Origin of the sequence: Citrobacter sp. CK198, from assembly GCF_030333295.1 — a bacterium.
Lineage (GTDB): Bacteria > Pseudomonadota > Gammaproteobacteria > Enterobacterales > Enterobacteriaceae > Citrobacter_B > Citrobacter_B koseri.
This window is the reverse complement of record NZ_JAOWGE010000037.1, coordinates 58,751-80,038: the sequence shown is the minus strand read 5'-3', so window position 1 is coordinate 80,038 and position 21,288 is coordinate 58,751. Positions and strand designations below refer to the sequence as shown.

Genomic DNA, 21,288 nt, shown 5'->3' with positions numbered 1-21,288 from the left:
ATCCTCGCCCCTGGTAATATGAAGGTCTTTGTATGCAGTGCGCACTCTACGACGCCGGTCGCTGTCGATCCTGTCAGTGGATAGTCCAGCCGATCCGCGATCAACTCTCCGCCAAAACCGCCGATCTGAAGGGGCTGCTTGCCGATTTTTCAGTTGAACAGTGGTGTGCGCCGGTCAGCGGCCCGGAACAGGCCTTTCGTAATAAAGCCAAAATGGTGGTCAGCGGCAGCGTGGAAAAGCCGCTGTTAGGCATGTTGCATCGCGATGGCACCCCGGAGGATTTGAGCGACTGTCCGCTCTATCCCGACACGTTTGCTCCCGTTTTCGCCACGCTGAAGCCGTTCATCGCCCGTGCCGGGTTAACGCCTTACAATGTGGCGCGCAAACGCGGCGAGCTGAAATACATCCTGCTGACGGAAAGTCAGTTCGATGGCGGCATGATGCTGCGGTTCGTGCTGCGCTCAGAAACCAAACTGGCGCAGCTGCGCGCGGCGCTGCCGTGGCTACAGGCGCAGTTACCGCAGCTGAAGGTTATTACCGCGAATATTCAACCGGTACACATGGCGATTATGGAAGGGGAAACGGAGATCTTCCTGACGGAGCAGCAGGCGCTGGCAGAACGTTTTAACGATGTGCCGCTGTGGATCCGTCCGCAGAGCTTTTTCCAGACCAACCCGGTCGTTGCGAGCCATCTGTATGCGACAGCGCGTGACTGGGTGCGTCAGCTGCCTGTTCATCATATGTGGGATCTGTTTTGCGGCGTCGGGGGATTTGGTTTGCACTGCGCCACCCCGGAAATGACGTTGACGGGCATTGAGATCGCACCAGAGGCAATCGCCTGCGCGAAGCAATCCGCCGTGGAACTGGGGCTGACGAATCTTCATTTTCAGGCGCTGGACTCCACCCGATTCGCCACCGCGCAAGGAGAGGTGCCGGAACTGGTGCTGGTGAACCCGCCGCGTCGCGGCATTGGAAAAGCCCTGTGCGACTATCTTAGCCAGATGGCGCCGGAATACATCATCTACTCCAGCTGCAACGCGCAGACGATGGCAAAGGACATTGCCAACTTGCCGGGCTACCGTATTGAGCGTGTTCAGCTTTTCGATATGTTCCCGCATACCGCGCATTATGAAGTGTTAACGCTGTTGACCAAAGCACGCTGACCGGTAGGCCGGGTAAAGCGAAGCCGCCGCCTGGCGCAACGTCCGCACAAAGTTCAACAAAATGTGAACTCTTCCCCCCTGTGAAATCGGGTAAGCTTAAGTCATTGGCATTGAGAGAATGAAGGCTTACCCATGAAGCAGATCCTGCTGGTGGAAGATGACCACGACATCGCGGCGCTCCTGCGCCTCAATCTAGAAGACGAAGGCTACGCCATTACTCACCAACCGGATGGGGGTAAGGCGTTACAGTGCCTTGAAACCCAACCCTGGGATGCCGTGATCCTCGACCTGATGCTCCCCAACGTTGACGGTCTGGAGATTTGTCGTCGCATCCGTCAGATGACCCGCTACCTGCCGGTGATTATTATCAGCGCCCGCAGCAGCGAAACGGACCGCATTACCGGGCTGGAAACCGGGGCAGATGATTACCTGGCAAAACCCTTCTCGGTGCAGGAGCTGATCGCGCGCATCAAAGCGCTGTTTCGCCGTCAGCAGGCTATGGGGCAGGCACAGACTGCCGGGCATATTCAGGCTCATGGCCTGACGCTTGATCCGCTGGCGCGTACGGTGCGCCTGCACGGTCAGGACGTGGACCTCACGCCGCGTGAATTTGAGCTGCTGTACTTCTTTGCCCGTCATCCTGGAGAAGTCTTTTCGCGTCTGGCGCTGCTGGAACAGGTCTGGGGCTATCAGCACGAAGGGTATGAGCACACCGTCAACACCCACATTAATCGCCTGCGTATCAAGATTGAAAAAGATGCCGCTGAACCGGAGATTATTCGTACCGTCTGGGGCAAAGGTTACAAATTTGCGGAGCTGAACCATGATGCGGCGCTTTAGCCTGAGCCAGCGGCTGACGCTGCTGTTCATTCTGCTGCTGATGCTCTGCGCTACCGTTGCCTGCGCGGTGCAACTCTACAGCAGCATGCAGTACGGCAACGCGATGGTGCAGCGGCTGTCCGGCGGGCTGGCGCAACAGATTGTGCAGCGTGAACCCATTCTGGATGCGCAGGGCAGGGTTGACCGCAGCGTGCTGAAGCCGCTGTTTGACCGCCTGATGACCTTTAACCCGAGCGTTGAGCTGTATGTCGTCTCCTCTGATGGCGAACTGCTGGCCGATGCCGCGCCGCCGGGCCATATCCAGCGGCAAAAGATCGATATTAGTCCATTGCAAACGTTTCTCAGCGGCGCAGCGATGCCCGTCTATGGCGACGATCCGCGTAGTCAGAGTCAGAAGGTTTTCAGCGTTACCCCTTTACGTCAGGATGGTGAGCTTAAAGGCTATTTGTACATCATCCTGCAAGGTGAAGAGTCAAATGCGCTGGCAGAAATGGCCTGGCATAAAGCACTCTGGAGTACGGTGTTGTGGTCCCTGCTATGGGTGGCGCTGTTCGGCCTGCTGGCGGGGTTACTGATCTGGTACTGGGTGACGCGCCCGGTAAAACGCCTGACGATGGACGTTGCCGGGCTGGAGCAGGACAGCATTACCGCCATCAAACAGCTGGCGGCACAGCAGCCGGAAACCACGGTGAATGATGAAGTTGCGGTGCTGCGCAATACTTTTATCGAGCTGGCGCGCAAAATCGCCGGTCAGTGGGATCAACTGGCCGACAGCGACCGGCAGCGCCGGGAGTTTATCGCCAATATCTCGCATGACTTACGCACGCCGCTGACGTCATTGCTGGGCTACCTGGAAACGTTATCGCTTAAATCCGCTACGCTGACGCCGCAGGAAACGCAGCAATATCTCGCCACTGCGCTGCGTCAGGGGCACAAGGTGCGGCACCTGTCGCAGCAGCTTTTCGAGCTGGCGCGGCTTGAGCATGGCAGCATTAAACCGCAACTGGAGCGCTTTGCTATTGGTGAGCTGATTCAGGATGTGGCGCAAAAATTCGATCTGACAATAGAGACCCGGCAGTTGCATTTGCAGGTCGATATGCCGCATTCCCTGCCGCTTATCAATGCTGACGTCTCAATGATAGAGCGGGTAGTGACGAATCTGCTGGATAACGCCGTGCGCCATTCGCCGCAGGGGAGCACTATCCGGCTGAAGGTATGGCAGGAGGAGGCGCAGCTACAGGTAGAGGTCAGCGACAGCGGGCCAGGTATCGACGAAGCGTTGCGTGAACAACTGTTCCAGCGACCATCGGTGCTGGGGCATCAGGCGTCGCGGGAAGATCGCGGAGGGTTAGGGCTGCTGATTGTAAGACGGATGCTGGAACTGCACGGCGGTGGGATCAGGCTGATGGATTCAGTGAGTGGCGCGCGGTTTAGGTTCTTTGTGCCCTTATAGAATTGCCGGATGGCGCTGCGCCATCCGGCAAGGAAGATTACTGCGGGAACCACTGATCGCTGATTTTCTGATAAGTGCCATCAGCTTTGATTGCCGCCAGCGCGGTGTTCAGTTTTTCCAGTAGCGCTTTATTATCCGGGCGCACAGCGATGCCAAGGCCGGTGCCGAAGTATTGCGGATCGGTCACTTTTTCTGTTGCCGCGCCCAGTTGCGGATTGGTTTTCAGCCACTCATTCACCACGGCGGTATCGCCGAATACGCCATCAATACGGCCATTTTTCAGGTCGATAATCGCATTCTGGTAGCTGTCATAAGCCACGGTTTTCACTTCAGGATGCTTATCCTGCAGGTATTTCTGGTGCGTGGTGCCGTTTTCCATGCCGATACGTTTCCCTTTCAGGTCGGCAAAGGTTTTATAGCTGTCTTTTTTCGCAATCACCAGCGCAGAGTTGGCATAGTAAGGGCTGGTGAACGTCACCTGTTTGCTACGCTCAGGGGTAATATCCATACCAGAGATAACCGCGTCATATTTTTTGAATTTCAGCGCCGGGATCAGGCTGTCAAACGCGTGGTTGGTAAAAGTACAGTCGGCCTGCATTTGTTTGCATAACGCAGTCGCCAGATCGATATCGAAACCGACGATTTTATTGCTCGCATCCAGTGATTCGAACGGCGGGTAAGTAGCGGAAACGCCGAAATTGATTTTATCGGCAGCTGAGGCGCCAGCGGCGAAAGTAGCGAGTAATGCGGCCAGAACTAACTTTTTCATGGTGGAACTCCCGTCTGTCAATCTTATGATTATTCACCGTGTCTGCGGCATGGGTTTACAATGCCATTTAATGAATTTATATGCAATAAAAATGATTAAGTATTTTTGTTATTATAAAAAAAGACGGACAGCTTAGTGGCTTGTCCGCCTTTATGATTTCGTTTTATGCATTTATGTCGATAATTTTGTAGGCTGGATAAGGCGCTTGCGCCATTGCCTGATGGCGACGCTGACGCATCTTATCAGGCCTACATATGATGTTCTTAATTCCTGCGCTCAAACGCCAGCGCTTTACGCTCGATGAGGCGCATCAGCAAGGTTAACAAACCGTTGACGATCAGATAAATCACGCCAGCCGCGCCAAACACCATCACATCGTAGGTACGACCGTACAACAGCTGGCCGTGGCCCATCACTTCCATCAGCGTAATGGTGTACGCCAGAGACGTACTCTTGAAGACCAGCACCACCTCATTGGAGTAAGAGGAGAGGGCGCGTTTAAACGCGTACGGCAGCAGGATCGCCAGGGTATCTTTTTTGCTCATCCCCAGCGCGCCGCAGGACTGCCACTGGCCTTCCGGGATCGCACGAATCGCGCCATAGAACAACTGCGTGGTATAGGCCGCGCTGTTGAGCGACAGGGCAAGTAAGGCGCATAGCCACGGCTCGGACAGCAGATGCCAGAGTACCGGGTAATCCTGTAACGACGGGAATTGCCCCGGGCCGTAGTAGATCAGGAAGATTTGCACCAGCAGCGGCGTACCGGTAAACAGCGTAATGTAGCCGCGAACCAGCCATACCAGCACCGGCGTTTTTAGCGTCAGAATGATGGTGAAAATCAGCGCCAGGATCAGCGCGACGATGATAGACGCAACCGTCAGCGTCAGGCTGGTGTGCAGCCCTTTCATCAGTTCAGGTAAATACTCAAACATCAGCCTGGTCTCCGCTCAAAACGTGTCGCGCGCAGGTCAATGCGTTTGAGAATGTACTGACTCACCAGCGTAATCACCAGATAGATAGCCGCAGCCACAATGTACCAGGTGAACGGCTCCTGAGTGCGCGTGGCGATGCTTTTTGTTTGCAGCATCAGATCGTTCACGCTGATAAGGCTGACCAGCGCGGTATCTTTCAGCAATACCAGCCACTGGTTGCCCAGCCCTGGCAGCGCATGACGCCACATTTGCGGCATCACCAGGCGGAAGAAAATCGCGGTTTTCGATAAGCCCAACGCCTGACCGGATTCCCACTGTCCAGACGGAACCGCTTTCAGCGCGCCGCGCAGCGTTTGCGACGCGTATGCCGCATACAGCAGCGACAGCGCGATGACACCGCACAGGAACGGACTGACGTCGAAGTCTTCAATCTGCATCTGCAACGGGATTTGCACAAACCCCAGGTTGATGGTGAAGCCATCAGACAGCATCAGCAGAAGCTGAGAGGAACCGAAATAGATAAACAGCACCACCAGAATTTCCGGCAGGCCGCGCAGAATCGTGACCACTGCGGAACCTGTCCAGGCTATCGGGCGCCATTTTACGGACTCCCAGACGGCAAAAATCATAGCGAGGACGAGGCCGATGATCAGCGCACAAACGGCAAGGCCGACGGTCATCCCGGCGGCGCTTGCTAAAGGAAAAAATTCGTTCATCAAGTCTTACTTCTGGAACCATTTGTTGTAGATGGTTTCGTACGTGCCATCTTGCTTCACTTTTTCCAGCGCAGTGTTGAATTTCTGCTGTAGTTCCGTGTTGCCCTGGCGTACCGCGATGCCGAGGCCGGTGCCGAAGTAATCTTTGTCGGTCACTTTATCGCCAACCGGCGCCAGCTTCGGATTATCTTTCAGCCATTCAGTGACCACGGCGGTATCGCCGAACACGCCGTCAATACGACCATTTTGCAGATCCAGCTTCGCGTTCTGGTAGCTGTCATAAGGCACGGTGGTGATTTCCGGGTGCTTATCCATGATGAACTTCTGGTGGGTAGTGCCATTCTGTACGCCCACTTTTTTGCCTTTCAGCTGGTCGATGCTGGTGTATTTACCCTGCTGACCGATGAACAGCGCGGAGTTGTCATAGTAAGGCGTGGTGAACAGAACCTGCTTTTCACGCTCAGGCGTGATGTCCATACCGGCCATCACCGCGTCGAAACGACGGAACTTCAGGCTTGGGATCAGGCTGTCAAACGCCTGGTTGGTAAAGGTACAGGTCGCGTCAATCTCTTTACACAGCGCATTGGCCAGATCGACGTCAAAGCCGACGATTTTGTTACTGGCATCCATAGATTCGAACGGAGGGTAGGATGCTTCCGTGGCGAAACGGATGGTTTGAGCTGCTGTAGCGGAAAGGCTAAAGCCTGCAATTAGCGCGGCAATCAGAACTTTTTTCATTGTCATTGTCCCGAATCTTAGTGAGATAAATAGTTTTTAAATGCATCGGTCTGCGGGTTCGCAAAGCAGCTCGCATCCCCTTGCTCGACGATGTGACCGTTTTCCATATAGATCACCCGGCTGGCGGTTTTACGCGCCACTTCTACTTCGTGAGTGACGATCACCTGGGTAATTTTGGTTTCCGCCAGTTCACGAATAATACTGACGATTTGCGCGGTGATTTCCGGGTCCAGCGCGGCGGTTGGCTCGTCAAACAGCAGCACCTGCGGCTCCATCATTAACGCACGAGCGATAGCCACACGCTGTTGCTGACCGCCGGAAAGATGCAGAGGATAGCGATCGCTGTAAGGTTTCAGACGCAGACGTTCCAGCAGCTTCTCGGCACGCGCCAGCGCCTGGTCTTTTGACAGACCCAGCACGCGGCAGGGCGCTTCAATCAGGTTTTGTTGTACCGTGAGATGTGGCCAGAGATTGTATTGCTGAAAAACCATGCCTACGTTCTGGCGCAATTCACGAATCGCCTTGTCGGAAGGCGTTTTCGTGAAGTCGAAATGATTTCCTGCGATAGTGAGCGTGCCGGAGCGCGGCATCTCAAGCAGATTGAGTACACGCAGCAGCGAGCTTTTACCCGCTCCGCTTGGGCCAAGTAACACCAGCGTTTCGCCCTGAGGGCAATCCAGCGTGATATCGAACAGCGCCTGATGCGCGCCGTAGAAGCAATTAATGCCGTTTAATTGAATACTCATTGATTCTCGTATGCTGGCAGTCTGATAACTGTACACGTCATCCTTCATGCTGCCTCTTTGTTGGCTGCTGAGTGACTCGTCTCACCCTGAGACTCGCCCTTACGGACCGTTGCTCGCGACGTTCAAATCTGTTCCTGACAGATTTGTCACTCCAGTCACTTGCCGCCTCGACGCATCATGAATGATTTTGTGTATGTTGAGGCCGCAGATAGTACCTTTGACAGAATAGTTATGCAATATTTATGCGTTAAAAGTTAAATGCAAACCGCATTCTTCACTAAACATAGCACAAAATAGCGGGGGCGGTAGGCGGCAAGAATAATTGTCGGCATTCTATGCAGAATGCCAGACAATTTGTGGGGCTTATGATTTATCGACGTTTTGTCGGGTGATCAGCGGTTTTCGACGGACTGGCGCAGCGTACCGGCTGGCGCGTGGACGCTGCCGCCAAGATAACGTACATCATCAATAACCCAGCACTGACCCTCATGAATCATCAGCACTTCGTCGCGCCAGGTCTGGTCGCCTTGCTTCAGCTCCACGCGCAGTGGGATGTTGCGGGCGTCGCGATTAGGAATGGTGGACGCGCTGGCTACGCTGGCGCTATCCGGGAAGGTGGTGCGGCTGGAGAACGGGTCGCTGCTCACCAACTGGCGGTGTTCGCTGTCACGGCTGGCGTCAGAGAGCAGTTTTGCCAGGTTGTCGCTTAAGTAAGGGCGAAGGGCGGTAATGTCGTTAGTACGGTTTTGAATGCGGTAGTCATAAAATTGTTGAGCCACGCTGTCCGGCCCGCCTTCTATGCACGACCCGCTGCGCGGGCCATTGTCTTTATAAGCAGGAGTGACGGTTGTGCAGGCACTGAGCAGCAGTGCGCAAGGGACGAGCAGAGAGAGTTTGCTGTAGCGCATAGTGATTTCCTTATAAGCGATCTGCCAAAAAGCGATCTACGATAATCAATTATATCTTTTCAATGATAGCGTATCGGTCTGATAATGCGTTTGAGATCGAGTGCTTAGGTAAACAAGGAGATCGGCTATGCAGTTTTCGACAACCCCGACGCTGGAAGGGCAGAACATCGTGGAATATTGCGGTGTGGTAACGGGTGAAGCCATTTTGGGCGCCAATATTTTCCGTGACTTCTTCGCGGGTATTCGCGATATCGTCGGCGGACGTTCGGGTTCCTATGAAAAAGAGTTGCGTAAAGCGCGTGAAATCGCTTTTCAGGAATTGGGCGAACAGGCGAAAGCGCTGGGTGCGGATGCGGTTGTGGGCATCGATATTGACTATGAGACCGTAGGCAAAGACAGCAGTATGCTGATGGTGAGCGTCAGCGGGACGGCGGTAAAAACGCGCCGATGAGACGCCTGCTCTGGCTGGTCGCGTTCGCGCTTCTGTTAACCGGGTGCGCGGGCGAGAAAGGGATTATTGATAAAGACGGGTATCAGCTGGATACCCGTCATCAGGCACAGGCGGCGTACCCGCGCATCAAAATCCTGGTCATCCACTACACGGCGGATGACTTTGATACCTCTCTGGCGACGTTAACGGATAAAAACGTCAGCTCGCACTATTTAATTCCTGCTGTACCGCCGCTTCACCGTGGCAAGCCGCGTATCTGGCAACTGGTGCCAGAGCACGATCTGGCGTGGCACGCGGGCATCAGCTTCTGGCGCGGCGCAACGCGCATCAACGACACGTCTGTTGGTATCGAACTGGAAAATCGCGGCTGGCAAAAGTCAGCGGGAATGAAATACTTCGCCCCGTTTGAACCTGCGCAAATTCAGGCCCTGATCCCACTGGCGAAAGAGATCATTGCCCGCTACGACATTAAGCCGCAAAACGTGGTGGCGCATGCGGATATTGCCCCGCAGCGTAAAGACGATCCTGGCCCTCTGTTCCCCTGGCGCGATCTGGCGGCGCAGGGCATTGGCGCCTGGCCTGATGAACAGCGCGTGGCGTTTTATCTGGCGGGACGCGCGCCCAATACGCCAGTCGATCCCGCATCATTGCTCGACTTGCTTTCGCGTTATGGTTACGAGGTTAAACCGGAGATGACCGCGCGTGAACAGCAGCGGGTGATCATGGCGTTCCAGATGCATTTCCGCCCGGCGTTATGGAACGGAGTGGCGGATGCGCAAACGCAAGCGATTGCTAATGCGTTACTGGAAAAATATGGCCAGAATTAATGGCGCTGACGTCGTGATAAAAGTCAGTTAACTTGTTTATTTTCATCGAAATTCATTTTGGATAAAAATCAAATTAATCTATGGTTAATTGACTTTAAATTCCCCTCATCTATGATTGATTTTATCAGGAAGATATTTCTTATACGCTAAAAGTCGTGAAACTTAGCGCGCACAATCTTTTTTTTGCTTAATTTTATTTTTAACCAGGTTGAATCAGTGAGTGACATTAAGCTGAGGTTATCGCTCGTCGCTTGTCATTAAATTTAAATCAATATTCTTTGAAAGGCATAATATGTTAAGCATTTACGGTAAGAAAATTCGTCCGCATCATGAAATGGAACGTATTATTTCTTTAACGTCAGGTTATAAAGAAAAAACCTTAAAAAAATGGCAGAAAATCACCACCAGTGACTCGGAATATATTCATATTATCGTGAGCGGAGACGTTGAATTTCGCCGTACCTCCGATGAGTTATGTATGTTTACCCTGCAAGGGCAGTGTATCTTTGGGCTGTCTGCCATATTTTATGGTTCTCTGCATATGTATGGGCTTGCTCGTACCAATACCGTCGTGCGCTCAATCAAAAAAGATGAGTTTATGCGCCTGTTGACTGAACACAGTTTATGGCCAGATCTCACCAGGGTGCTGTCATGGTATATTTGTCTGCTTAGCAAACGTGATGATGTTTTGGTTGCCCGTAGCGCTTACTCTGTTATTCGTGAATTTTTAATCGAAATTAATGAGCTGATTATTCATCATAACCGTGACATCAATGTATACGACTATATTCAGGAATATACGAATTTTGCCCGCAGTACGATCATCAAAATTCTCTCTGACCTTAAAAAAGGAAACTATATCGTCATTGAGAAAAGCCGATTAATGTCGATGACGACCTTGCCAGAAAAATATTAATCACATTTCCCATTGTCTCCTCTTCAGCTAATGAAGCGGAGGCCTTTGGGGAGCGCATTAAGGCGTAATGATGTTTTCTTGCGTCATCAGTCATCGGGCGGTTCCGGTATTTTTCCCTGCTGATAGTCCTCTTTTTGCTCCTGTAACGCTTGCAGGAAACGCGCTTTCAACGATGGCGTCTGTTCTTCCGCGCCGGGCAATGCCCGATCCGAGAGATCGCCTTCCGGCGCTTGCCGCCAGTCGCTGTCTTGACTTACCGGCGCTTCATCCTGCAATGGGGGTAACGCCTGGGGAGCAGGGGCCGGTTTGGGGGCTGGCTGCGGGAATGGCTTCGAAATATAAACATAGTGCATCTCAGAAAGCCGGGTATCCGGGTTTTCCACTTTTGTCTGTTTCGGCTCAGGCGTCGGATGCTGACAGTTCCAGTAAATATGGGCATACAGTCCGGCAATAATAAACGTGCAGAGGGTCAGCAGCCACATCATGGCGCGGAACAGCACTTTTTGGGGCGCCGGAAGGCGCCAGGCAAAATAGACCGCTTCTCCCGTCGTGAAACTGCGCTGTGCAGCAAGGCAAATGGTGGACATTATTTCGTGTTCCCTTGCGTTTTATGTTCCTGCTTCTGGCTTAGTGTTTGCGCCAGTACGCCCGGAACGCTGTTGGTTGCGCGCATTAACTGCATCAGCGTCTCTTCGCCGGCGATGCCGTCGACATGCAGTCCTGCCTTACCCTGAAATTCACGGGTGCGTTTTGCCAGTTCAGCCGTCCAGCTTCGCGAGTGGGTCAGCGGTTCATTCAACGTCTGGCTTAGCGTTTGATCCAGCCATGCCAGGTCTTTATCGCCGCTGGTCGCGCTAATCTCATCTTTCCCTTGCGGCGTTAAACGATGCAAAAGCGTGTAATTTCCGGTGGCGTGTTGATTAAACCAGTGCCTGCTTACCTGCCAGGTTCGGTTATTGATCAGAAGATCGAGCGACTGTTTATCAACGTGGGCCACGACGGCGTAATTCAGGTGATTACCCGTTTTGATCTCTCCTGCCCACGGATAACCTTCCTGTTCCAGCGCCTGTAAAGACGTATTCCCCTGACGACACATCAGGTTCACTCGCGCTGCGTTCTGGCATAGCGCATCGTTCGCGAAAGCATCATAACCCCACATAAGATAGAGCTGATGCATGGCGTCCGACTGATTAACCACCTCATTTTCAATGGTGGGCATAACAGGCGCAGTCGTCTCAGGCAGCGTCTTTTTCCAGCTGGCCGGAACCGGCACTTGTTGCGGCAGGCGAGACGCGATCGCGCCGGAAAAGTACCAGCCGCAGCAGGCGAACAGGACGGAGGCAAACAGCCCTGCGGTTGCCAGGCGTTTACCGCGCGGCGTGGGCGGCAGGAGTTCACCGGCAGCCAGGCGTAAATGGCGTGGGGAAACCTGTATCGCCCGCTCGGTCCATGCGGCAAGCAGCGCCAGATGCGCCAGTTTATTGAGTCCGGTCACGTGGCCTTTGGTCAGCGCATGCATTCTGCGCACCCGCGCGGGCGTCAGTGGCGAGGTATCGACGTTTTGTTCGTCCATCTGTGCCCCGACGTAGTCGAGATATTCACGGCAGGTCAGCGAACGTAGCGCAAGGCAGGTATGAACGCGGGGCTGTAAACCAGAATGATCCAGAAGACGGGGCTTCTGATCGGGAGAGCCGGTCAGAAGAATCGTGAGCGGGAAGTTCAGCTCTTGCGCCCGCGTCAGCAACATACCCAGAACATCCCAACAATTATCTTTCATGGCTTGTGCCGTGGAGAGGATCAGCAGTTTGCCTTTTTTATTACGCGAAGGCGTTTCCTCATGCCATTGGCGCAAAATGGCATCAATGGCATAAATTTTGTTTTTACCCTCTTTAGCGGCAGGGTTCAGTTTATAGAGCAGCGTACTGGCGCTCAGTTTGGGGAAGGCGTTAATGGCCAGCGCAGGTGTGCCGCCGTTACGTAGTTTTTCCACAAAGGCATTGTCTAATTCAGGTTCGTCAGAAAACAGACCGATGATGCCGGGCACGTTGGTTTTTTCCTGCAACAGGGAAAAGATGTCCTGATGATAATGAACGAAAAACTCCCCCGTTCGCCGGGTGAGTTTGCCAAACGGCTGAGCGGAAAATTTAAAATGATGCTGATACATGGTGTCTCGCTGTACTTTCTGGCTTCTGGAAACGTTGCGCTAAAAATAATTGAGCGGGTTTATTCGGGCAAATACCGGACAGGAGAAAATTACTCTGATTATTTTCGCTAACACCAGTAAGTGAAATCGTCAATGTTTTTCTGCAATAAAGTTGCCGGGAAAGCGAGTGGTCGACTTTCTTGCCGCTCATTACTATTTGCCGCACCGATTGGCGCAGCCGGTGCTGCGAAATTTAGCTTTATTAAAGGCATTTAAATAATGAGGATGCAGCTTTTCTCCCGATTGATTGCACCCTGCGTGATGTTTGTTTTACTGATATTCAGCGGGCATCAAGGGTATGTCGTTTTTAAAAACTATAATAAGGTTACAAACAAGTTAAATAACAGAAAAATTAACGTGCGTAAAAATGACGAAAAAGAAAAGTCATTTGCGCTTTTTCAACCTGCCGTCTGGCAGCGAAATACGCCAGCAGCGGTTAAATCGCCGCTCTCTGCCGAGATTGAAGGCATCGTCAGCAGCGATGAAAAATGGCTGTCGTTTGCCGTTATTAAAACGCCTGCGGGACAGCAAAGTTATCGCGAAGGCGAAAGCCTCGTGGGAGTGAGTAACGCCTGTATTGAGGAGATCAATAACGACAATGTGGTGGTTAATTATGAAGGTACTACGCAGGTACTGGCATTAAAGAAACCTGATTATTTCAGAGGCGGTGTTGAAAGCGGCCCGCTACAAAAACCGACAAATGATGCCGGTGCAGAGAGCCTGCATCTTAATGATGTCCTGGTGCTAAAACCGTTTATTGAAAAAGGTCGTCTGGAAGGGTACGAAATCAACCCGCGCAATGCTTCGTCTTTCTTTCAGAACAGTGGGCTGGAGAAGGGCGATGTGGTTGTGAAGGTGAACAGTACCGATATGACGAAAGAAGAACAGGCGAAAAGCATCATTGCTGGCTGGTCAAAAATGAAAGAAGCGGCGGTAGTCGTAAGACGTCACGCTCACCTGGAAAATATTCAGGTCAATGTTTTAAACAACTAACAAGTGAATTGCCATGAAGAAATTTCCGTGGGCGTGCGTGGCGCTGACAACTCTGGCGTTATATTCCAGTTCGCTCTTTGCGGCGAATTTTAGCGCCAGCTTTAAAAATACTGATATTCGTGAATTTATTGATACGGTTGGCCGTAATCTCAATAAAACGATTCTGGTCGATCCGTCGGTACAGGGAACCGTATCAGTTCGGACGTATAACGTCCTGACCGAAGATGAATACTATCAGTTTTTCCTCAGCGTGCTGGATTTGTACGGACTTTCCGTGATTCCGATGGATAACGGCATGGTGAAAGTGGTTCGTTCATCCGTTGCGAGAACCGCGGGAACGCCGATTGCCGACAGCAAAAATCCCGGTAAAGGGGATGAAATTATTACCCGCGTCGTGCGGATGGAAAATGTGCCGGTACGCGAACTGGCGCCGCTGTTGCGCCAGCTGAACGATGCGACCGGTATCGGCAACGTGGTGCACTTTGAGCCGTCGAACGTCCTGCTGCTCACCGGTAAAGCCTCGGTGGTGAACCGCCTGGTCGATTTGGTTCAGCGCGTCGATCGTTCCGGCGTACAGCGGCGCGAAATCGTTCCGCTACACTACGCCTCCGCGAAAGAACTTTCGGATATGTTGAATAACCTCAACAACGAAGAACAAAAAGGGCAGAACGCACCGCAACTGGCGACCAAAGTGGTGGCGGATGAGGAGACGAATAGCCTGGTCATTAGCGGCAGTGAAGAAGCGCGGGCGCGTACCCGCACGCTGATAGCGCAGCTTGATCGCGAGCAGAATAACGAGGGGAATACCCGCGTCTTCTACCTGAAATATGCTAATGCCGTCAAAGTGGTGCCGGTGTTAACGGGCATTGGGGAGCAGATGAAGGACAAGCCGGGCACGGCGAAAAGTAAATCGCCGGTTGCCGCGACCGATCTGAATATTACTGCCGACGAGTCGACAAACTCGCTGGTGATCACCGCGCAGCCGAACGTGATGAACTCGCTTGAGAAGGTGATCGACAAGCTGGACATTCGCCGTCCCCAGGTACTGGTGGAAGCCATTATCGCTGAAGTGCAGGATGGTGCCGGAACCGATCTCGGCGTGCAGTGGACGAGTAAACACGGCGGCGTACAGTTTGGCGCAACCGGTCTGCCGATCGGCCAGGTTAAGAACGGGACGATAAAAGGCGTGAATTTTACCGGTATGGCGACAGGTTTCTTTAACGGCGATTTCGGCGCGCTGATGACGGCGCTGTCGACCAACGGCAAAAACGACATTCTCTCCACGCCGAGCGTGGTGACGCTGGATAACAAAGAAGCATCGTTTAACGTTGGTCAGGATGTGCCGGTGCTTTCTGGTTCGCAGACGACGACGGGCGACAACGTCTTTAACACCGTTGAGCGTAAGACGGTGGGGACGAAGTTGAAGATCCTGCCGCAGATTAATGATGGCGACATGATCCACATGAAGATCGAGCAGGAAGTTTCCAGCGTGGACGCCAGTTCGACGGAGGATTCGTCTTTAGGCCCCACCTTTAACACCCGCACGATCAATAACGAAGTGATGGTTCACAGCGGGCAGACGGTAGTGCTGGGAGGGCTTATCGAAAATGTCACCAAACAGAATGTGTCGAAAGTGCCGCTGCTTGGCGATATTCCTCTGGTGGGGCAACTGTTCCGCTACACCTCGCAGGATACCACCAAACGAAACCTGATGGTCTTTATCCATACCACTGTTCTGCGCGATGACGACAACTACAGCGCCGCGTCGAAAGAGAAATACGACCAGGTGCGCGCGCGCCAGCAGCAGCGTATGGAGGAGAAAAAAATGGGCATCCTGGAGCCGGGTGATAACGCCATTCTGCCCGCGTTCCCGTCGCCCGTAAAAACCAGCACTGCTGCGCCAGCCACGGCGTCGCGCAATCCGTTTAAAGAGTAAGCCGGGGGTGTCGCGTGGATGAATTAAGCAAAAATTTGTGCAGCAGCAGCTTCGCAAAAGACAACGGTGTGCTGCTTTATCACAACGACGTATATATCCGTGAGGATGCGCCCGCGTTTGCCCTGCTGGAGATGCGTCGCGTGCTGGGGCGTGCCTTTACGCCGGTAACATTAACGCCAGAAGCGTTTGAAGAGATGCTGGCTAAAATCTGGCAGCAGAATAGCGGTGTTTCGCAGCAGCTGGTTGATGATATGGATGCCAATATCGATCTGATGGCGTTAACCGAGGAGATCCCCGATAACGAGGATTTGCTGGATAACGATGAAAACTCGCCGGTTATCCGTCTGATTAACGCCATTCTTGGCGAGGCGGTGAAGGATGGCGCGTCGGATATCCATATCGAAACCTTTGAGCGCACGCTGAGTATCCGTTTTCGCGTTGACGGTGTGCTGCGTCCTGTATTGCAGCCCGCGCGTAAGCTGGCGCCGCTGCTGGTATCGAGGATTAAGGTGATGTCTAAACTGGATATCGCCGAAAAACGCCTGCCGCAGGACGGTCGTATCTCCCTGCGCATTGGGCGTAAAGCGGTGGATGTGCGTGTCTCAACCATTCCGTCGCAGTATGGCGAGCGGGTGGTCATGCGTCTGCTGGATAAAAGCAACCTGAAGCCGGATATCAATAAACTGGGGCTGATCGACGAAGAACTGGAACAGCTCAAAGGACTGATTGGCCGTCCGCACGGGATTATCCTGGTGACCGGGCCGACCGGGTCCGGTAAGAGCACGACGCTTTACGCCATCCTCTCGGCGCTAAACGGCCATGAACGCAATATTCTTACCGTTGAAGATCCGATCGAATATGAACTGGAAGGCGTGGGGCAGACGCAGGTTAACCCGCGAGTGGATATGACGTTCGCCCGAGGCCTGCGCGCGATCCTCCGTCAGGACCCGGATGTGGTGATGATCGGTGAAATTCGTGACGGCGAAACCGCGCAGATTGCGGTTCAGGCGTCGCTTACCGGCCATCTGGTCATGTCTACGCTGCATACCAACAGCGCGGCGGGAGCGATTACCCGGTTGCGCGATATGGGGCTGGAGTCGTTTTTAATTGGTTCATCGCTGCTTGGCGTCATTGCCCAGCGTCTGGTTCGTCGGCTGTGTCCTCACTGCCGCGCCGTCAGTCCGCTGGATGATAATGAAAAACCGCTGTTCAGCTTTATGGAGAGCCCCCCCGACGTGATTTATCGCGCCGTGGGGTGTGAACAGTGCCGCCAGAGCGGTTACCAGGGACGCGCCGGTATTCATGAGTTTCTGCTGGTGGACAGCGCGATGCGCCGCGCTATTCATGAAGATAAAGACGAAATGTCGATTGAAACTCAGTTGTTTAAGCAGGCCTACAGCCTGCGGGAAAATGGTTTGTTGAAGGTGATCTCCGGCGTCACTTCGCTGGAGGAAGTGATGCGTGTTACCGCCGAGCGCGGAGGTGACGAATAATGGCCTGGTTCGCATGGACGGCTACGGATGCCGCCGGGAAAACCCGGCGCGGCGCCTTGCAGGCTGAAGGCCCAAAGCAGGTGCGCCAGACGCTGCGCGAACAGAAGCTGATACCGATCAGCATTACGCTCACCCGCGAGCGCGCCGCCGGAAAGGGGGCTCAGAAAGGCGCAAAACTTTCGACACCGGTGCTCTCAATGTTTACCCGCCAGCTGTCGACGTTGGTTAATGCCGCACTGCCGCTGGAGAGTGCGCTGAAGGCGATTTCTAAGCAGACGGAAGACAAAAAGCTGGCGGTGATGGTCGGTGAGATCCGCGATAAAGTGGTGGAAGGGCACACGCTTTTCGACGCTTTCAGCCAGTTTCCGCGTACTTTCGACAAGCTCTATTGCACGCTGGTGATGGCAGGGGAAAAGACCGGGCATCTCGGCGGCGTGCTGGAAAAGCTGGCTGAATACAACGAACAGCGACAGAAAATGAAAAGCAAGCTGTCGCAGGCGATGGTCTATCCCATCACCCTGACGGTGGTGGCGATTGCGGTTATCTCCATTCTGCTGGTGGCGGTGGTGCCGCAGGTCATCGAACAGTTTGTGCATATGAAGCAGCAGTTGCCCGTCACCACCCGTACCCTGATTGCGGTCAGCGATTTTTTGCAGGCTTATGGAATGGTTATCGGCGGCGGCCTTGTCGGATCGTTTATCGCTTTCAACGCCTGGCTTAAAAAAGAGCGTCATCGTTTTGCATATCACCGCTGGCTGGTGAACCGTTCGCCGCTGAAAAAACTGGTCTGTGCAATAAACAGCGCCCGTTACATCCGCACCCTGAGCATTTTACAGGCCAGTAGCGTGCCGTTGCTGGAAGGTATGTATATCGCGATGGACGGTATTGAGAATCTGTATGCGCGTCAGGTGCTGGAACAGGCGGCGGATACCGTGCGTCAGGGCGCGTCATTATATAACGCACTGGAGCAGGCCAGATTATTTCCGCCAACCATGCTTTATATGATTGCTTCTGGCGAAGAGAGTGGCGAACTCGGTTCATTAATGGATCGCGCCGCCGAAAACCAGGAGTCGGCATTACAACATCGCATTACATTAACGCTGTCGGTATTTGAACCGGCGCTGGTGGTGACGATGGCGACGGTGGTTTTATTTATCGTACTGTCAATATTACAACCGCTTCTTCAGCTCAATAATATGGTGGGTTAATTATGTCTGTGAAAAAAAATAGCCTGAAAGGTCAGGCCGGGTTTACTTTGCTCGAATTAATGGTGGTCATCGTTATTCTTGGCGTTCTGGCCAGCATGGTGGTGCCGAATCTGATGGGGAATAAAGAGAAAGCGGACGCGCAAAAAGCGACCAGCGATATTGTCGCCCTGGAAGGCTCGCTGGATATGTATAAGCTCGATAACCATCGCTATCCAACCACCGAACAGGGGTTGCAGGCGTTGGTGACGAAGCCGGAGATCGCGCCGATTCCCAACGGCTATCGTGCTGACGGTTATATTCGCCGTCTGCCGCAGGACCCGTGGGGAAATGATTACATTCTGGTTAGCCCTGGCGAACATGGCGCGGTAGATGTTTTCTCCTCCGGCCCGGATGGTGAAGCGAATACCGCCGATGATATAACGAACTGGTCTTTAGATAAAAAAGATAAGTAATGAATAAGCAACGTGGATTTACATTGCTGGAAATTATTCTGGCGCTGGTTATTTTTGCCAGCTGCGCCATGATGGTGGTTTCGACAATACCCTCACGCAGCGGCGCAGATATATTAGGCCAGCAATTACAATCCCTCGTTGAATATGGTTCTGATCGGGCAGTGATGGACGGAAATATAGTCGGGCTGGTGATGACGCCAACGGAATATCAGCTGGTGAAGTGGGCCGGGGAAAACGGCGGGCGTCATTGGGCGCCGCTGACAGCCGGGCGTATTTTCACCCACGGACAGTTTCCTGAAGAGATGCATGTTTCGCTCGCTCCCCAGCGTCTGGCGGCCACGCCTGATGCCGACCCGCAGGTGCTCTTTTTACCGGATGGGGAAATTAGCCGATTCACGCTGACGTTGCAGAGCTATGACAAACAGCACCATTTCCGCGTGGTGTCGCAGGGCGCTTCACCCGTTTTGGTAGAGAACAATGACTAAACCGGAAGCGAAAGAACAGGGCATGACGCTGTTGGAAGTCATGGTGGCGCTGGTGATCTTTTCTACCGCAGCGCTGGCGTTGATGAATTCCGTCTCGCTGAATGTGCGTTTTACGCACGGTCTTGCCGATACGCTACAGGCCAGTTGGATTGCGGAAAACCAGCTCGCGCAAGCGCAGCTTGCAAAAAGCGTTTTTCCCGATGTCGCTGAAGAAGGCAGTGAAACGATGGGCGGACGCAGCTGGAACTGGCGCAAACAGCGGGTGAAAACCGATGACAAGGCGTTTGCCGATGAAGTCCAGGTGTATGCCGAAGGCGAAGAGAGCCAGCCGGTCATCACGCTGCGGGTTGTCCCGCCGAAGGAGCGCAAATGAATACGCCACTCCGTCGCCAGCAAGGTTTTACGCTGCTGGAGATCATGATTGCGCTGACGATTTTTGCCGTGATCAGCACCCTTGCCTGGCAAATCCTTGACGGTGCGATGCGCACCACCACGGCAACGGATACTGCGGCGACGACGCTTAATCAGCTTCAGCGAGCCTGTAACCTGCTGGAGCGCGATTTCTCTCAGCTCCAGCCGCGCGCGCCGCGCAATGAAACGGATGTGTTCCGTCTGGATCAACATGCCGTTGAGCTGACGACGGTAAGCGGCGTCAGTGGGCAAATTCAGCTGGAACGCGTGCGCTGGCGGCTGGAGGCGCATCGCCTGTGGCGTGATGTCTGGCCTGACATTGATAGTCCGGCTGACGTGAGTCCAGAAGAAGTACCGATTTTAAGCAACGTTAAAGCGATGAAGTGGCGATTCTGGCGACAGGGCTGGCAGACGACATGGGTTGAAACCGCCCATCAGCCGGAAGGCGCCGAACTGACGCTGACGATGGAAAACGGGGATACCTGGCGCTGGGTGTTTATGACGCCGGGAGACATGCCGGAAATCCAGGGAGCAAAGAAAGACGAAAGCGCTGAGGCTGCACAACCCACGCCTGCTGACGTTACGGCATCGGTTCCGCCAGCACGCGGTGGAGAACAGCAATGAACACGCAATCGGCGCAAAAACAGCGCGGCGTCGCGCTGCTGGTGGTGTTGATTTTGCTGGTGATGATGTCAGCGCTGGCGGCAAAGATCGGTCAGCAGTTTTGCCGAAATTTGCAGAAAACCCGCTATCAGGTCAGTCAGCAGCAGCTGCGCTGGGCGATGCAAGGCCAGGCTGCGGCGATAAAAGATCGTCTGCAAACCGACGCCAGCGGTGAGAGCAATGGATTATCGCCAGAAGGCGCGTGGCACGAACCGCTGGAAACTCAGGGTGAGAACTATACCGTCGTGAGCCAGATTGAGGACGCCCAGACCTGCTTTAACGTGAACAGTCTGCTGGCCATTGACCCTGCGCCTCCTGCGGATAGCGCCGCCGCGCAGCCGACAAAGCCGGTGAAAGAGCAGATCGTTGAACAGTTGCTGATCGACAGCGGCATCAGTACGGCAGCGGCGGAAGAGGTTTATCAACAACTGGTGGATTATCTGGACGCTGACAGCACAACCGCAAAAGAGGCTCTGGAAAGCGATGCCTGGGCGGGTGTGACGCCGCAGCGCCTTCCTGCGAATCAGATGATGCGCACCATCAGCGAGATAAAACGGTTGCCGGGTTTTCCGGTGGCGGCATATCCCCGCGCCAGCAGGGTGCTGTGCGCGCTGCCTGATACGGAGAGCAAAGTGGATGTGAATACCCTGAAGCCCGGGCAGGCGCCGCTGTTGTCTGCGCTGTCTGCGGGGACGTTAAGTGAGGATGACGCAGCACGGCTGATTGCCTTGCGCCCGGAAGAAGGGTGGGCGTCGGTTGACGCGTTCAGTAAAACGCTCGAAACAAACTATCCGCAGAGCAAAGCGATCCTCGCGCAGATGCAGGCGTTTGTTGCGGTGAACAGTCACTATTTCCGGGTCGAGAGTACCGGTAATACTGATGATTTAACGCTGCGCGTTGTCAGCCAGATTCATGTCGATCGTGACTCTGGCGAGGTGAGAACCTGGCAACGCCGTTACCGAATGATTGAATAAGAAAAGTCATA

The 21,288-nt window shown here is 53.7% G+C and carries 23 protein-coding genes; 15 read left to right on the top strand and 8 right to left on the bottom strand.

Annotation, left to right across the window (positions count from 1 at the left end; translation table 11 throughout):
- The first annotated feature begins 32 nt into the window (after positions 1-32).
- The 3 genes from rlmC to OGY62_RS23100 all read left to right on the top strand — a co-directional run bounded on the left by rlmC (position 33) and on the right by OGY62_RS23100 (position 3,456).
- Positions 33-1,163 carry a 23S rRNA (uracil(747)-C(5))-methyltransferase RlmC gene (gene rlmC / locus OGY62_RS23110; RefSeq protein WP_112002222.1) on the top strand — a complete coding sequence of 377 codons (1,131 nt, stop codon included), beginning with the start codon at positions 33-35 and terminating at the stop codon, positions 1,161-1,163.
- 132 nt (positions 1,164-1,295) lie between these two features.
- Positions 1,296-2,003: a response regulator transcription factor gene (locus tag OGY62_RS23105; RefSeq protein WP_047457883.1), complete on the top strand. Its 708-nt coding sequence runs from the start codon at positions 1,296-1,298 to the stop codon at positions 2,001-2,003.
- On the top strand, positions 1,987-3,456 hold the full coding sequence (locus OGY62_RS23100; protein ID WP_049009774.1) for a sensor histidine kinase: 1,470 nt from the start codon (positions 1,987-1,989) through the stop codon (positions 3,454-3,456). Before OGY62_RS23105 ends, OGY62_RS23100 begins: the two co-directional genes overlap by 17 nt.
- A gap of 37 nt (positions 3,457-3,493) precedes the next feature.
- Here the strand turns inward: OGY62_RS23100 and artJ are convergent, their stop codons facing one another.
- The 6 genes from artJ to OGY62_RS23070 all read right to left on the bottom strand — a co-directional run bounded on the left by artJ (position 3,494) and on the right by OGY62_RS23070 (position 8,265).
- The gene (artJ, locus tag OGY62_RS23095; protein WP_012133094.1) at positions 3,494-4,225 is read right to left on the bottom strand and encodes an arginine ABC transporter substrate-binding protein ArtJ; all 732 of its coding nucleotides are present in this window, start codon (positions 4,223-4,225) and stop codon (positions 3,494-3,496) included.
- A gap of 263 nt (positions 4,226-4,488) precedes the next feature.
- Positions 4,489-5,157, bottom strand: coding sequence for an arginine ABC transporter permease ArtM (gene artM, locus OGY62_RS23090; protein ID WP_012133092.1), 669 nt, complete (start codon positions 5,155-5,157; stop codon positions 4,489-4,491).
- Positions 5,157-5,873 (bottom strand): arginine ABC transporter permease ArtQ, encoded by a 717-nt coding sequence (gene artQ / locus OGY62_RS23085; protein ID WP_012133091.1) that lies wholly within the window; start codon positions 5,871-5,873, stop codon positions 5,157-5,159. Before artQ ends, artM begins: the two co-directional genes overlap by 1 nt.
- Positions 5,874-5,879: 6 nt before the next feature.
- A complete protein-coding gene (artI, locus tag OGY62_RS23080) occupies positions 5,880-6,611 on the bottom strand; it encodes an arginine ABC transporter substrate-binding protein ArtI (RefSeq protein ID WP_024130494.1) in 732 nt (243 codons plus the stop codon).
- 17 nt (positions 6,612-6,628) lie between these two features.
- Positions 6,629-7,357, bottom strand: coding sequence for an arginine ABC transporter ATP-binding protein ArtP (gene artP, locus OGY62_RS23075; protein ID WP_024130493.1), 729 nt, complete (start codon positions 7,355-7,357; stop codon positions 6,629-6,631).
- Between the two features lie 392 nt (positions 7,358-7,749).
- Entirely contained in the window at positions 7,750-8,265 is a 516-nt protein-coding gene (locus OGY62_RS23070; protein ID WP_200023958.1) for a lipoprotein, read from the bottom strand.
- Positions 8,266-8,392: 127 nt separating this feature from the next.
- Here OGY62_RS23070 and OGY62_RS23065 point away from each other — a divergent pair, with 127 nt between their 5' ends.
- From OGY62_RS23065 to OGY62_RS23055, 3 genes are all read left to right on the top strand, one after another.
- Positions 8,393-8,716 (top strand): heavy metal-binding domain-containing protein, encoded by a 324-nt coding sequence (locus OGY62_RS23065; protein WP_012133087.1) that lies wholly within the window; start codon positions 8,393-8,395, stop codon positions 8,714-8,716.
- Positions 8,713-9,543, top strand: coding sequence for an N-acetylmuramoyl-L-alanine amidase (locus OGY62_RS23060; protein WP_047457875.1), 831 nt, complete (start codon positions 8,713-8,715; stop codon positions 9,541-9,543). Before OGY62_RS23065 ends, OGY62_RS23060 begins: the two co-directional genes overlap by 4 nt.
- Before the next feature lie 292 nt (positions 9,544-9,835).
- Positions 9,836-10,459 (top strand): helix-turn-helix domain-containing protein, encoded by a 624-nt coding sequence (locus OGY62_RS23055; protein ID WP_012133085.1) that lies wholly within the window; start codon positions 9,836-9,838, stop codon positions 10,457-10,459.
- Positions 10,460-10,545: 86 nt separating this feature from the next.
- Here OGY62_RS23055 and OGY62_RS23050 read toward each other — a convergent pair whose 3' ends face one another.
- A complete protein-coding gene (locus OGY62_RS23050; RefSeq protein WP_112002326.1) occupies positions 10,546-11,046 on the bottom strand; it encodes a type II secretion system protein GspB, cryptic system variant in 501 nt (166 codons plus the stop codon).
- Positions 11,046-12,623 (bottom strand): ExeA family protein, encoded by a 1,578-nt coding sequence (locus OGY62_RS23045; RefSeq protein WP_286460682.1) that lies wholly within the window; start codon positions 12,621-12,623, stop codon positions 11,046-11,048. Before OGY62_RS23045 ends, OGY62_RS23050 begins: the two co-directional genes overlap by 1 nt.
- Before the next feature lie 300 nt (positions 12,624-12,923).
- On the opposite strand from OGY62_RS23045, the gene gspC reads away from it, so the two are divergent.
- From gspC to gspK, 9 genes are read left to right on the top strand one after another with little or no spacing between them, the layout of a single operon-like run.
- Complete coding sequence (gene gspC / locus OGY62_RS23040) at positions 12,924-13,655, top strand: type II secretion system protein GspC (protein WP_047463719.1); 732 nt, start codon at positions 12,924-12,926, stop codon at positions 13,653-13,655.
- 13 nt (positions 13,656-13,668) lie between these two features.
- Complete coding sequence (gspD, locus tag OGY62_RS23035; protein WP_286460679.1) at positions 13,669-15,591, top strand: type II secretion system secretin GspD; 1,923 nt, start codon at positions 13,669-13,671, stop codon at positions 15,589-15,591.
- 14 nt (positions 15,592-15,605) lie between these two features.
- On the top strand, positions 15,606-17,084 hold the full coding sequence (gene gspE, locus OGY62_RS23030) for a type II secretion system ATPase GspE (protein WP_012133077.1): 1,479 nt from the start codon (positions 15,606-15,608) through the stop codon (positions 17,082-17,084).
- Positions 17,084-18,292: a type II secretion system inner membrane protein GspF gene (gspF, locus tag OGY62_RS23025; RefSeq protein WP_153258337.1), complete on the top strand. Its 1,209-nt coding sequence runs from the start codon at positions 17,084-17,086 to the stop codon at positions 18,290-18,292. Before gspE ends, gspF begins: the two co-directional genes overlap by 1 nt.
- A gap of 2 nt (positions 18,293-18,294) precedes the next feature.
- The gene (gene gspG, locus OGY62_RS23020; RefSeq protein WP_012133075.1) at positions 18,295-18,744 is read left to right on the top strand and encodes a type II secretion system major pseudopilin GspG; all 450 of its coding nucleotides are present in this window, start codon (positions 18,295-18,297) and stop codon (positions 18,742-18,744) included.
- Complete coding sequence (gene gspH, locus OGY62_RS23015) at positions 18,744-19,229, top strand: type II secretion system minor pseudopilin GspH (protein ID WP_012133074.1); 486 nt, start codon at positions 18,744-18,746, stop codon at positions 19,227-19,229. The genes gspG and gspH overlap by 1 nt, the downstream gene beginning before the upstream one ends.
- Positions 19,222-19,602, top strand: a complete 381-nt coding sequence (gene gspI, locus OGY62_RS23010; protein ID WP_115614910.1) for a type II secretion system minor pseudopilin GspI — start codon at positions 19,222-19,224, stop codon at positions 19,600-19,602. The genes gspH and gspI overlap by 8 nt, the downstream gene beginning before the upstream one ends.
- Positions 19,599-20,264: a type II secretion system minor pseudopilin GspJ gene (gspJ, locus tag OGY62_RS23005; protein ID WP_286460673.1), complete on the top strand. Its 666-nt coding sequence runs from the start codon at positions 19,599-19,601 to the stop codon at positions 20,262-20,264. Before gspI ends, gspJ begins: the two co-directional genes overlap by 4 nt.
- Positions 20,261-21,277: a type II secretion system minor pseudopilin GspK gene (gspK, locus tag OGY62_RS23000; protein WP_286460669.1), complete on the top strand. Its 1,017-nt coding sequence runs from the start codon at positions 20,261-20,263 to the stop codon at positions 21,275-21,277. Before gspJ ends, gspK begins: the two co-directional genes overlap by 4 nt.
- The last annotated feature ends 11 nt before the right edge of the window (positions 21,278-21,288 follow it).

What these genes read in the sequence shown, in the direction of transcription:
- rlmC (WP_112002222.1), top strand. Translation starts at nt 33, where the DNA reads ATGCAGTGCGCACTCTACGACGCCGGTCGCTGTCGATCCTGTCAGTGG.
- OGY62_RS23105 (WP_047457883.1), top strand. Translation starts at nt 1,296, where the DNA reads ATGAAGCAGATCCTGCTGGTGGAAGATGACCACGACATCGCGGCGCTC.
- OGY62_RS23100 (WP_049009774.1), top strand. Translation starts at nt 1,987, where the DNA reads ATGATGCGGCGCTTTAGCCTGAGCCAGCGGCTGACGCTGCTGTTCATT.
- artJ (WP_012133094.1), bottom strand. Translation starts at nt 4,225, where the DNA reads ATGAAAAAGTTAGTTCTGGCCGCATTACTCGCTACTTTCGCCGCTGGC.
- artM (WP_012133092.1), bottom strand. Translation starts at nt 5,157, where the DNA reads ATGTTTGAGTATTTACCTGAACTGATGAAAGGGCTGCACACCAGCCTG.
- artQ (WP_012133091.1), bottom strand. Translation starts at nt 5,873, where the DNA reads ATGAACGAATTTTTTCCTTTAGCAAGCGCCGCCGGGATGACCGTCGGC.
- artI (WP_024130494.1), bottom strand. Translation starts at nt 6,611, where the DNA reads ATGAAAAAAGTTCTGATTGCCGCGCTAATTGCAGGCTTTAGCCTTTCC.
- artP (WP_024130493.1), bottom strand. Translation starts at nt 7,357, where the DNA reads ATGAGTATTCAATTAAACGGCATTAATTGCTTCTACGGCGCGCATCAG.
- OGY62_RS23070 (WP_200023958.1), bottom strand. Translation starts at nt 8,265, where the DNA reads ATGCGCTACAGCAAACTCTCTCTGCTCGTCCCTTGCGCACTGCTGCTC.
- OGY62_RS23065 (WP_012133087.1), top strand. Translation starts at nt 8,393, where the DNA reads ATGCAGTTTTCGACAACCCCGACGCTGGAAGGGCAGAACATCGTGGAA.
- OGY62_RS23060 (WP_047457875.1), top strand. Translation starts at nt 8,713, where the DNA reads ATGAGACGCCTGCTCTGGCTGGTCGCGTTCGCGCTTCTGTTAACCGGG.
- OGY62_RS23055 (WP_012133085.1), top strand. Translation starts at nt 9,836, where the DNA reads ATGTTAAGCATTTACGGTAAGAAAATTCGTCCGCATCATGAAATGGAA.
- OGY62_RS23050 (WP_112002326.1), bottom strand. Translation starts at nt 11,046, where the DNA reads ATGTCCACCATTTGCCTTGCTGCACAGCGCAGTTTCACGACGGGAGAA.
- OGY62_RS23045 (WP_286460682.1), bottom strand. Translation starts at nt 12,623, where the DNA reads ATGTATCAGCATCATTTTAAATTTTCCGCTCAGCCGTTTGGCAAACTC.
- gspC (WP_047463719.1), top strand. Translation starts at nt 12,924, where the DNA reads ATGTTTGTTTTACTGATATTCAGCGGGCATCAAGGGTATGTCGTTTTT.
- gspD (WP_286460679.1), top strand. Translation starts at nt 13,669, where the DNA reads ATGAAGAAATTTCCGTGGGCGTGCGTGGCGCTGACAACTCTGGCGTTA.
- gspF (WP_153258337.1), top strand. Translation starts at nt 17,084, where the DNA reads ATGGCCTGGTTCGCATGGACGGCTACGGATGCCGCCGGGAAAACCCGG.
- gspG (WP_012133075.1), top strand. Translation starts at nt 18,295, where the DNA reads ATGTCTGTGAAAAAAAATAGCCTGAAAGGTCAGGCCGGGTTTACTTTG.
- gspH (WP_012133074.1), top strand. Translation starts at nt 18,744, where the DNA reads ATGAATAAGCAACGTGGATTTACATTGCTGGAAATTATTCTGGCGCTG.
- gspI (WP_115614910.1), top strand. Translation starts at nt 19,222, where the DNA reads ATGACTAAACCGGAAGCGAAAGAACAGGGCATGACGCTGTTGGAAGTC.
- gspJ (WP_286460673.1), top strand. Translation starts at nt 19,599, where the DNA reads ATGAATACGCCACTCCGTCGCCAGCAAGGTTTTACGCTGCTGGAGATC.
- gspK (WP_286460669.1), top strand. Translation starts at nt 20,261, where the DNA reads ATGAACACGCAATCGGCGCAAAAACAGCGCGGCGTCGCGCTGCTGGTG.